Source organism: Streptomyces sp. I05A-00742 (assembly GCF_013055795.1).
Classification (GTDB): domain Bacteria; phylum Actinomycetota; class Actinomycetes; order Streptomycetales; family Streptomycetaceae; genus Streptomyces.
In genome coordinates, this window is sequence record NZ_JABETO010000015.1 from 1 (window position 1) to 11,185 (window position 11,185).

At 71.8% G+C, this 11,185-nt stretch carries 10 protein-coding genes; all 10 read right to left on the reverse strand.

Annotated features, from left to right (window positions below):
* A partial coding sequence (locus HN013_RS16305) for a flavodoxin-dependent (E)-4-hydroxy-3-methylbut-2-enyl-diphosphate synthase (protein ID WP_212764436.1) occupies nucleotides 1-578 on the reverse strand: 578 nt, incomplete at its 3' end.
* Nucleotides 579-613: 35 nt separating this feature from the next.
* Complete coding sequence (gene hpnH, locus HN013_RS16310; RefSeq protein ID WP_171166876.1) at nucleotides 614-1,636, reverse strand: adenosyl-hopene transferase HpnH; 1,023 nt, start codon at nucleotides 1,634-1,636, stop codon at nucleotides 614-616.
* Between the two features lie 5 nt (nucleotides 1,637-1,641).
* Nucleotides 1,642-2,301: a 1-hydroxy-2-methyl-2-butenyl 4-diphosphate reductase gene (locus tag HN013_RS16315; protein WP_171166877.1), complete on the reverse strand. Its 660-nt coding sequence runs from the start codon at nucleotides 2,299-2,301 to the stop codon at nucleotides 1,642-1,644.
* A complete protein-coding gene (gene shc, locus HN013_RS16320) occupies nucleotides 2,301-4,322 on the reverse strand; it encodes a squalene--hopene cyclase (RefSeq protein WP_171166878.1) in 2,022 nt (673 codons plus the stop codon). The genes HN013_RS16315 and shc overlap by 1 nt, the downstream gene beginning before the upstream one ends.
* A 119-nt stretch (nucleotides 4,323-4,441) precedes the next feature.
* Nucleotides 4,442-5,506 carry a polyprenyl synthetase family protein gene (locus HN013_RS16325; RefSeq protein WP_171166879.1) on the reverse strand — a complete coding sequence of 355 codons (1,065 nt, stop codon included), beginning with the start codon at nucleotides 5,504-5,506 and terminating at the stop codon, nucleotides 4,442-4,444.
* 70 nt (nucleotides 5,507-5,576) lie between these two features.
* A complete protein-coding gene (gene hpnE, locus HN013_RS16330; protein ID WP_171166880.1) occupies nucleotides 5,577-7,031 on the reverse strand; it encodes a hydroxysqualene dehydroxylase HpnE in 1,455 nt (484 codons plus the stop codon).
* 124 nt (nucleotides 7,032-7,155) lie between these two features.
* Nucleotides 7,156-8,106, reverse strand: a complete 951-nt coding sequence (gene hpnD / locus HN013_RS16335) for a presqualene diphosphate synthase HpnD (protein WP_171166881.1) — start codon at nucleotides 8,104-8,106, stop codon at nucleotides 7,156-7,158.
* Nucleotides 8,103-9,002, reverse strand: coding sequence for a squalene synthase HpnC (gene hpnC / locus HN013_RS16340; protein WP_171166882.1), 900 nt, complete (start codon nucleotides 9,000-9,002; stop codon nucleotides 8,103-8,105). The genes hpnD and hpnC overlap by 4 nt, the downstream gene beginning before the upstream one ends.
* Nucleotides 9,003-9,396: 394 nt before the next feature.
* Entirely contained in the window at nucleotides 9,397-10,185 is a 789-nt protein-coding gene (locus HN013_RS16345; protein ID WP_171166883.1) for an ABC transporter ATP-binding protein, read from the reverse strand.
* On the reverse strand, nucleotides 10,178-11,113 hold the full coding sequence (locus tag HN013_RS16350) for an ABC transporter permease (RefSeq protein ID WP_171166884.1): 936 nt from the start codon (nucleotides 11,111-11,113) through the stop codon (nucleotides 10,178-10,180). The genes HN013_RS16345 and HN013_RS16350 overlap by 8 nt, the downstream gene beginning before the upstream one ends.
* Nucleotides 11,114-11,185: the final 72 nt, after the last annotated feature.

Sequence of the window (11,185 nt, forward strand, 5' to 3'; positions counted from 1 at the left end):
TTGACCATCACGACCGGGTCGTTGTGCTTGACCGAGATCTTGATGTCCCGGAAGCCGTGCTCCTCGAACAGCGACGCCTCCCACAGCGCGGACTCCACCAGCGCCTCGGGAGTGGCCTTGCCGTACTTCTGCAGCAGGCGCCGGTCCAGCGACCCGGCGTTCACGCCGATACGGATCGGGGTGCCCGCGTCACCGGCCGCCTTCGCGATCTCCTTGACCTTGTCGTCGAACTGCTTGATGTTCCCCGGATTCACCCGCACCGCCGCACAGCCCGCGTCGATCGCCGCGAACACATACTTCGGCTGGAAGTGAATGTCCGCGATCACCGGGATCTGCGACTTCGCCGCGATCACCTTCAGCGCGTCCGCGTCGTCCTGCGTCGGACACGCCACCCGCACGATCTGACAGCCCGACGCCGTCAGCTCGGCGATCTGCTGGAGCGTCGCGCCGATGTCCGACGTCCGCGTCGTCGTCATCGACTGCACCGACACCGGCGCGTCCCCACCCACGGCCACGGACCCGACCCGGATCTGCCGGCTGACCCTGCGGTCGGCGATCCGGGCCGGGACGGACGGCATCCCGAGAGCTACCGGTTCCACGAGGGACACGGCACTCAGCCCCGGTTGCCCGAGACGGTCTCGCGGACCGCGCGCAGCGACTCCTTGAGCGAGCCCATGGTCGCCAGCACGGCCGTCGGCTCGTAGCCGCAGTGCGCCATGCAGTTGGCGCAGCGCGGGTCCTTGCCGCGGCCGTACTTGTCCCAGTCGGTCTCCTCGACCAGCTGCCGGTACGTGGGCACGTACCCGTCGCTCATCAGGTAGCAGGGACGCTGCCAGCCGAACAGCGAGTAGTTGGGGATGGCCCAGGCGGTGCAGGGGAAGTCGGCCTTGCCCTCCAGGAAGTCGAGGAAGAGCGGGCTGTGGTTGAGCCGCCAGCGGCGCCGGTTGCCGCCGGAGAACGCCTTGGAGAACAGCTCGCGGGTCTGCTCGACGCCCAGGAAGTGCTCCTGGTCGGGGGCCTTCTCGTAGGCGTAGGCGGGCGAGATCATCATCTCGTCCACCTTCAGGTCGTCGTTGAGGTAGTTGAGCACCTCGACGATGGTCTGCGGGGTGTCGGTGTTGAAGAAGGTCGAGTTGGTGGTGACCCGGAAGCCGCGCCGCTTGGCCTCCTTCATGGCCGCCACCGCCTCGTCGAAGACGCCCTCCTTCGCCACGGACTCGTCGTGCCGCTCCCGCAGCCCGTCGATGTGCACCGCGAACGCGAAGTACGGCGAGGGCGTGAACTTGTCAAGTTTCTTGCGCAGCAGCATCGCGTTGGTGCAGAGGAAGACATACTTCCGCTTGGCCACCAACTGCCGCACGATCTCGTCGATCTGAGGGTGCATCAGGGGCTCGCCGCCCGCGATGGACACCATCGGCGCACCGGATTCCAGCACCGCGCCGACGGCCTGGGCCACCGGCATGCGCTGCTTCAGGATCCCCGCCGGATGCTGGATCTTCCCGCAGCCCTCGCACTTGAGATTGCACGCGAAGAGCGGTTCCAGCTCGACGATCAGCGGGAACTTGTCGCGCTTCCGCAACTTCTGTTCGGCGAGATAGGTACCCACGCGGATGGACTGACGAAGCGGCATTGCCATCTGGCTCACCTCCGGGGGAGCAACAAAGAACGGTGCCAAGCAAAAAAGGCCGGCAGGACGGTGCGCAGCACGCGGAATGCCGATATTCCACCGCGCAGGGTCCCGATGCGGACAAGCTCATGTTCGGGAGCGTCCACGACCACTCGTACGGCCGCAACCGGGCGCGGCCCCGCCCGGACGGCGCTCCTGAGGGTGGCGGCGGACTCCATGTCCACCGCGAGTGCGCCCGCGGCGTGCAGGGCGGATCGTTCCGCCCCGCGCACCACGTGGTCGGAACCTACCAGTGGCCCGGTGTGGATCGTGCGCCTGGGTACCACCCGGGCGAGCTCCTTGGCGAGGAGCTCCACCCCGGCGCACTCCGTGCGCCCGTGGCCGTCCAGGGTCTCGTCGGCCACCACCAGGTCGCCGGGGTGCATCCCGGGCGCCAGACCGGCGCAGAACCCGGTGGCGATCACGGCGGCGTCGGCGAGGGCGGCGTACCTGCCGTCGCCGCCGAGCGCCCGGGTCACGGCACGGTCCGCCGCCTGCGGGCCCATGCCCGTCCGCAGGATGGTCGCGGAGCCCGCCGCGCCGTGCCGGCCGCCGCGCAGGGCGAGGCGTTCGATGCCCAGGGCGCAGGCGACCAGCAGCGGGGCCACGGGCGGCGGTTCCGTGCCGGGATGCATTACGCCTCCCGGGGGGCGAAGGGCTCGCCGTGCAGATAGCGGCCGAGCGCCGTGAGCGGGAACACCTGCCGGTACAGGTGGTAGTTGATGGAGAAGTCCCAGGGGAAGCCGGTGCCGGTGAAGTACGGCTCGTCCCAGGAGCCGTCCTCGCACTGGGTGTCGGCCAGCCAGGCCACCCCGCGCTCCACGGCCGGGCTCTCCCGCTCCCCCGCCGACAGCAGGGCCATCAGCGCCCAGGCGGTCTGCGATGCGGTGGAGTCCCCGCGCCCGATCCACTCGGGGTCGTGGTACGAGCGCAGGTCCTCGCCCCAGCCGCCGTCGGCGTTCTGGACGCTCTCCAGCCAGCTCACCGCGCGCCGGACGGCCGGGTGGGAGACGGGCAGTCCGGCGGCGACGAGCGCGGGGACCACCGCGCCGGTGCCGTAGACGTAGTTGACGCCCCAGCGGCCGAACCAGGCGCCGCTCTCCTCCTGCTCGGCCAGCAGCCAGTCGATGCCCCGGCGGGCCCGCGGGTCGTGCTGTTTGCCGAGCACGGCCAGCGCCTCCACCACATGGGCCGTCACATCCGCGGAGGGCGGGTCGATGACCTCGCCGAAGTCGCAGAACGGCAGCCTGTTGGGAAAGGGGCTGGTGTTGTCGACGTCGAAGGCGCCCCAGGCGCCGTTCCTCGACTGCATGCCCACGGTCCAGTTCATGGCCCGCCGGACGGCGGCCTCGACGCGCTGCGGGTCGGGGTGCCGGACGCGCCGGAGCGCGAGCACCACCTCGGCCGTGTCGTCGATGTCCGGGTAGTTGTCGTTGTGGAACTCGAACGCCCAGCCGCCGGGGCCCAGTCGGGGACGGCGTACGGACCAGTCGCCGGGCCGCACGATCTGCTCGTCGAGCATCCAGTCGACGGCCTTGACGAGCGCCGGGTGGTCGGCGGGGAGCCCCGCGTCGGCGAGGGCGATGGTGGCCAGGCAGGTGTCCCAGACCGGGGACTGGCAGGCCTCGATCATCCGGACGGGCTCGCCGTCCTCGTCCTCGTGCCAGACGGCGAAGCGGTCCAGCGACTCCAGTCCCGCGCGCAGCACCGGGTGGTCCAGGTCGTAGCCGAGGAGGTGCAGGGCGATGACGGAGTAGACCGCGGGGGGCTGGATTCCGCCCCAGCAGCCGTCGTTCTCCTGGCGCTCGACGATCCAGCGGGCGGCGGAGTTCAGCGCCGCGCGGCGCAGCGGGCGGACCTGGAATCTGCGGTAGGTGTGCAGCGCCTTGTCCAGGCGCTGGAAGAAGCCGTCCCACGTGGTGGCCGGGGCGAGCGGGCGCGGCGGGTTCGGCCGGTCCGGGTCGGCGTGGAGCTCGTCGAGGGCGAACGGCGCGGGGCGTACGGGCCGGTGGGCGCCGACGACGGTGAGCGGCACGATGGTCTGCCGGGCCCAGCAGGCGAAGTCGTAGATGTTGAGCGGGAGCCACTTCGGCAGATACATGATCTCCGGTGGCATCTCGGGGAGGTCCTCCCACTTCCACCAGCCGAAGAGGGCCAGCCAGATCCGGGTGAAGACCCGGGTGGCGGCGATGCCGCCCCGGTCGCGGACCCAGGCGGAGGCGGCGGCCATATGGGCGGCGTCCGGGGCGTCCCCCGCGAGCCGGAGGGCCACGTACGCCTCGACGGTGGCGGACAGTTCCCCCGGCCCGCCGTGGAAGGTGGCCCAGGTGCCGTCGGGCCGCTGCTGGGAGCGGATCCAGCGGGCGGCGGCCCGGGTGGTGCGTTCGTCCCCGACGCCCAGGAACTGACGGAGCAGCAGGTCCTCGGCGTCCATGGTGACGTTGGTCTCCAGGTCGCCCTTCCACCAGCCGCTCCCGTCCTGGCGGGACAGGAGGTGCTCCACCGCGCGGGCGGTGGCCCGTTCGGCGGCCGTGCGGGCGGCCGGAGGCCCGCCGGCCGCCGTGTCTTCCTTCACGTCTGTCACAACGGTGGCGCTGTGACCGGCCTCGGCGACACGGGGCAGAACCGCCCCGGCGCCGTCGGTCGTCGCTGTCATGGTTTCCCCTAATGCAGTGAGTTGCTTCTCTGCCGTACTGCCGTACCTGGGGTTTCCGTCGGCCGACGCGAGCAGCGCACCGGCCGGCGACCGCGATGGCTAGTTCGGGTGAATACTCATCATCTCTTTCGTACTACAACGAAGTCGGACAGCGCGACGAGCCGGGCCCGAATGCCTGACGGCATGTCAACTCCGTCCAGCGCTTCGATCGCCGTCGCGTGCTGCCGCCGGGCCTCCTGGGAGGTCCACTCCCTGCCGCCCGCTTCCTCGATCAACGCCGCGCGGCTCGCGAATTCTTCCTCGTCGAAGTCGGCGAGCTGGGCGTCGGTGAGCTTGGCGTCCTCGGCGAGGATCCCGGCGAGCCGCTCGGAGGCCGGTCCGCCCGCCGCCAGGGCGGCGACGACCGGCAGTGACTTCTTGCGCTGCCGCAGGTCGCTCCAGGTCTGCTTACCGGTGGCCTCCGGGTCGCCCCAGATGCCGAGGAGGTCGTCGACCGCCTGGAAGGCGAGGCCCATGTGGTAGCCGTACGCCTCCAGGACGTCCGCCGTGCGGTCGTCGGCACCGCCGAGCACCGCGCCGATGGAGGCGGCGCAGGCGAGGAGGGCGCCGGTCTTGTTGCCCTCCATCTCCAGGCACTCGGCGACCGTCACCCGCTCCCGGTGCTCGTAGGAGATGTCCTGCGCCTGGCCGTCGATGAGCTTACGGGTGGCGGTGGTCAGCCGGCGGGTGGCCCGGGCGGCCTCCGCCGTCCCCAGCTCCAGCAACACCTCGTTCGCGAGCGCGAAGAGAGCGTCACCGACCAGGATGGCCTGCGCCGGGCCGTGCACCTTCCACACGGTGTCGCGGTGGCGGCGCTGCTCGTCCCCGTCCATCAGGTCGTCGTGGAGCAGCGAGAAGTTGTGCACGAGCTCCACGGCCACCGCCCCGGGCACGCCCGTCCCGGGGGCGGCGCCGGCGGCCTCGGCCGAGAGCAGGGCCAGGGCGGGGCGGACGGCCTTGCCGCTGTCGCCGTCGGTCGGCCGCCCGGCGACGTCGATCCAGCCGAAGTGGTAGGCGGCGACGGTGTCCATCGGTGCCGCGAGCCGGTTGACGGCGGCACGCAACACCGGCGTGGCAAGCGTCCGTCCGCGCTCCAGCAGGGCGCTGACGTCGCCGGTATCGCAGGCTGGGATCGCCGAAGTCACGGTCTCTCCTCTGGTGATCGTGCTCACGCGTGCCCCGTTCGGGAGGCGCGCGCCTGGGTGGCTCGCTGGGTCATACCGCCTCCCGCACGGGGCTGCGATAGCTCCGGCCGAGCCCGGAGAGGGCCGCGTCCGCGGCGTTCAGACCACTGCGCACGGCGCCCTCCATGGTCGCGGGCCAGCCGGTGGCGGTCCACGCACCGGCCAGGAACAGGCCGGGCGCGTCGGTCCGGGCACCCGGCCGCAGCCGGCCGACGCCCGGTGCGGGGGCGAACGTCGCTGTCCGCTCCCGGGTCACGAAGAAGTCCCGGACACTCGCGCCGCGGGCGGCCGGCAACAGCCGCTCCAGCTCGGGCAGATACCGCGCCCGCAGCTCGGCGACCGGCCGGTCGATGTCGTCCTGGGCCGCCGACTGGGACACCGCCAGGTACTGGCCGTGCCCCGACCGCGCCGCCAGCCCCGACGAGTGCGTACGGTCGAAGACCCACTGCACCGGACTGCCGAGCGCCGTGAAGAACGGCTGCCGCAGGACTTTGCGATCATAAATGACGTGCAGGTTGAGGATCGGCGCGGTGCCGATCTCCAGCAGCCGTCCCGCGTCGGGCAGCGCGCCGTCCGGCAGCAGGGCGTGGGTCTCGCGCTGGGGCACCGCGAGCACGACCGTGGCCGCGTCCAGCCGCTCCCCGGCGCCCGGCCCGGTCTCGGTGTCCACGTGCCAGCCGTCCGCGGTCCGGGTGAGCCCGGTGACGCGGGTACGCAGCGCGACCCGGACCCCGGCCTTGTCCAGGGCGGCGCGCGCCCGGGTGTCGTGCAGCTCGCCCAGCGGCACACTCGCCCAGCCGATGTCGGCGGCACCGGGCTCGGAGAGCAGCCCGGTCTTGAAGACCTTGGCGGCCAGCCCCATCGACGCCTGCCCCGCGGTGGCGTTGAGCGTGGCGACGCCGACGAGGTCCCACAGCGCCTCGATCGTGCGGTCCGACTGCCCGTTGCGGTGCAGCCAGGCCGCGAAGTCCACCTCGTCCAGGGCCGGGTCGGCGGGGTCGAGCCCGCGCAGGGCGAGCGCGGCGCGGCCGACGCTCATCCGCTCGGCGAACGAGAGGTGCGGGTACGTCGCCAGGCTCGCGGCCAGGTGCAGCGGGACGGGCAGCGCGGAGCGGCGCAGCCGGCCCAGGCGCGGGCGGCCCGAGGGGTGGGCGACGTCGAGGACGGGGACGTCGAGCCGGTCCTGCACGGTGGCGAGGTGGGCGGCGTCGATCCGGTCGAGGAACCAGCGGTAGGCGGTGCAGCACCGCAGGAAGACGTGCTGGCCGTTGTCCACGGTCAACTCGCCCCGGCGGAAGGAGAACGCGAGCCCGCCGAGCCGGGGGCGGCCCTCCACCAGGGTCACCCGGAGCCCGGCGGCGGCGAGTTCGAGCGCCGCCGTGACCCCGGCGAGCCCGCCCCCGACGACCACCGCGGCCGCCCCGCCGGGGCGGCCGGACCGGTCGGCCGGAGGACCGGCGGGCACGTCCGTCGTAGGCTCCGTCATGCTCCCACCCCCATGGCTGCTGTCAGTGACGCGTCCCCGCCGTCGGGGGTTGCGCCGGCCGCGGCCGCGGCGGGTCCCGGCCTGCGGGGGAACGCCGCCCGCCCGCCGGTGCGGTCCGGGGTCATCAAGCGCGCCCCCTGGCGGTCTGCCGGTGGACGCTGCGCGCGTCGTAACCGGACAGGCCGCGGACGGCGACCAGGGCCTTCTCCCGGCCGGGCAGCGAGACCCGGCCGCGCAACACGGCCTGCGGGGTCTCGGCGATACGGTCCAGGAGCCTGCGGTAGATGCCGGACATGGCGGCGACGCAGGCGCCGCTGCGCCGGTCGAGCATCGGCAGCAGGCGCATGCCCTCGGCGAACAGCGCGCGGGCCCGCCTGACCTCGAAGGCCACCAGGCCGGTGAAGTCGGCGCCTTCCGGCGGGACGGCCGAGCCGAACCCGGCCGAGCAGCCGAATTTGGCGAGGTCGTCGGAGGGCAGGTAGGTGCGGCCGTTGGCCGCGTCCTCCCGGACGTCACGCAGGATGTTGGTGAGCTGGAGCGCCAGCCCCAGCGTATTGGCGTACTCAGGAGCGCGCGCGGTGTCCCGCGCGCCGGGCACGGTGCCGAACACGCCGAGCGAGAGCCGTCCGATCGACCCGGCGACACAGCGGCAGTACACCGCGAGGTCGTCCCAGGTCTCGTAGGTCTCGCCGCGCACATCCATCTGAACGCCGTCGATCAGTTCGTCGAGCGCGCCGAGCGGAATGGGAAAGCGCCGCGCGGCGTGCGCCAGGGCGACGGCCACCGGGTCGGTGTCGTCCTCCTCGACGTCGCCGTCCCTTATTCTGCCGAGCACGGCCCGCGTCTCCTCCAGCCGGAGCCGCTTGGACTCGTCGTCCAGCGGGCCGTCCCCGATGTCGTCGACGCGCCGCGAGAAGGCGTAGAGCGCCGACATGGCCCGCCGCTTGGCGGTGGGCAGGAGCCTGATCCCGTAGCTGAAGTTGCCGGCCTGCTGTCCGGTGACGGCCTCGCAGTAGCTGTACGCGGCGAGTACCGGTGCGGACGCGTGTGGCGTTCCGATCACGGTCCCGCTCACCCCTCTCTTCGCAGTGTCGCCCCCACCTCGCGCAGCAGGCTGAGCTTGGTGGGCTTGGGCGGTCCGGGGAGTACGTCGTGTCCCGCGGCGGCGACCGCCCGGAGCGCGGCCCTCCCCCCGCCCACGAACCCCGCGAGCAACAGCTTCAGCCTGCCGTGGACGCTACCCACCAGGGGGGTCCCTTCATTCAGCAGGCAACGGGCGCGTTCCGCCTCGAACGCGACCAGGGCGCGCACCGAAGCGCCCGCCGTGGGCCGGGCGAGGTCGGCCTCGCCGACCCGGAAGCGCTCCAGGTCCTCGGCGGGGAGGTAGATCCGGTCGCGTCCGAGGTCCTCGGCGACGTCCTGGATGTGTTCGACGAGCTGGAGCGCCGTGCAGACCGCGTCCGAGCGGCGGATCCGCTCGGGGCTGGCCGTGCCGGTGATCCCGAGGACGAGCCTGCCGACCGGGTTCGCCGACAGTTCGCAGTAGGCCACCAGGTCGTCGTAGGTGGCGTAGCGGCTCACCCGCTGGTCCTGGCGGTTGGCCTCGATGAGGCCGAGGAAGGGCTCGGGGGTGAGGCGGCAGCGCCGGACGGTCGGCCGGAGCCGTTGGAGCAGCGGGTGGCGGGGGCCGGTGCCGTTGGCGGCGAAGACACGTCGCAGGTCGGCCTCGAAGGCGTCGAGCATGGCCGGCCGGTCGTCCGCCTGCTCGCGGTCCAGGCCCAGCAGCTCGGCGTCCCGGCCACCGGGGGCCACGTCGCCGTCGCCGATGTCGTCGACCAGGCGGGCGTATCCGTAGACCGCCATCAGGTCGTCACGCCAGGCGCGCGGCACGAAGAACGGCGCGACCGGGAAGTTCTCGTGCGCGGCCTTGTCGAGCACGGCACGCGCATGCGCGTCCGTCCCCGCGGTCATCGCGGGCTGCCCGGACCACAGACGGCGTATGCGCCTCTGATCTGGAGAGGCCCCGCAGCCAACACAGCCATCGCCGTCACATCTCCCGTTCTACACTGCCGACCCAGAACATCCTATTTCGGACACGCCGCAGCGCGACCTCCTGCCCTGCTCCCCCGTGGGCCGCCCCTGAAACGCCCCCGGCACCCGGCGCCGCGAGGGGCCTCCACCGCACAGCACGCTACAGCGTACGTCGTACAGGCACGCGGTCTTCGCCGAGGTCCGTGCTTGATCCATACAATGCCATGCCCCAAGGGGAGCGTCCCAGTCAATATGCCGGTCGATGTCACTTCGACCGTCAAGAACGGATCAAGGCCCCTTGCCTCCATGGGGGCGAGGGGCCTTGTGTCCGTGTTCAGCGGGCGGTCTCCTTCTCGTACGCCCGGACCACCTCGTCCGTCGGGCCGTCCATCAGCAGCTCGCCGCGCTCCAGCCAGAGGACCCGGTCGCAGGTGTCCCGGATCGAGCGGTTGTTGTGGCTGACGAGGAAGACGGTGCCCGCCTCCTGGCGCAGCTCGCGGACCCGGGCCTCCGAGCGCTTCTGGAACGACCGGTCGCCGGTGGCCAGCGCCTCGTCGATCATCAGCACGTCGTGCTTCTTCGCCGCGGCGATGGAGAAGCGCAGCCGGGCCGCCATGCCGGAGGAGTACGTCCGCATGGGCAGCGTGATGAAGTCGCCCTTCTCGTTGATGCCCGAGAAGTCGACGATGCCCTGGTAGCGCTCGCGGATCTCCTCGTGGGTCATGCCCATCGCGAGACCGCCGAGGATGACGTTCCGCTCGCCCGTGAGGTCGTTCATCATCGCGGCGTTGACGCCCAGCAGGGACGGCTGGCCGTCGGTGTAGACCTTGCCACGCTCGGTGGGGAGCAGTCCGGCGATGGCCTTCAGCAGGGTGGACTTGCCCGAGCCGTTGGAGCCGATGAGACCGATCGCCTGGCCGCGGTACGCGGTGAAGCTCACACCCTTGACGGCGTGCACCTCGCGCACCCCGGCGCCGGGGGTGCGCTTGACGATCCGGTTGAGGGCGGCGGTAGCGCTGCCGCGTCCGCTGTTGCCGCCGTAGACGCGGTAGACGATGTGGACGTCGTCCGCGATCACGGTGGGGATGCGGGCGCCGTCGGGTGCGGTGCTCTGTTCAGCCACGGCCGTACTGCTCCTCAGCCTTCCAGAAGTACACGAAGCCCCCGAGCCCGACGAGCGCCGCCCAGCCGACGGCCAGCAGCCAGACGTGCGGCGGCAGGTGGATCGCGCCGGGATCGTCGATCAGCGCGTAGCGCATCAGCTCGATGTAGACGGCGGCCGGGTTGGCGCTCAGCACGTCGATGACCCAGCCCGGGGCGTGCGCTTTCGTCAGCGCCTTCTCCATGTTGTACATCACACCGGACGCGTACATCCACGTCCGCAGGATGAACGGCAGGAGCTGCGCGAGGTCCGGGGTCTTGCTGCCCAGCCGGGCCAGGATCAGCGACAGGCCGGTGTTGAAGACGAACTGCAGGGCCAGCGTCGGAACGATCAGCACCCAGGACAGGGCCGGCAGATGTCCGAAGCCGAGCAGGAACACGAAGACCACGCACATGGAGAACAGCAGCTGCTGAAGCTGCTGGAGTGCGAAGGAGACGGGCAGCGCGGCCCGGGGAAAGTGCAGGGCGCGCACCAGCCCGAGGTTGCCCGCGATGGCCCGGACGCCGGCGAGCGCCGAGCTCTGGGTGAAGGTGAAGACGAACACACCCGTCACCAGGTAGGGGATGTAGGTACCCATCCCCATGTCCCTGCCCTGCCCCATCAGCACGCCGAAGATCAGCAGGTAGACCATGGCGTTCAGCAGGGGCGTGGCCACGTGCCAGAGCTGGCCCAGCTTGGCCTTGCTGTACTGGGCCGTCATCTTGGCCCGGGAGAAGGCAAGGATGAAGTGCCGCCGGGCCCACAGCTGCCGGGTGTACTCCGGCAGCGACGGGCGGGCACCGCTGACCGCGAGGCCGTACTTCCTGGCCAGCTCCGCGGCGGACAGTCCGTCGTCGGGTGATGGTGCAGCACTCATGGCGACCGCACTGCCGTGCGTTGTCTCGCTCACTGTTGACACTTTCGTCCTCAAGGTGCGCCGCCGGGGCAGTGCCCCGGGCGGCGCCCGATGCTCTCAGACACG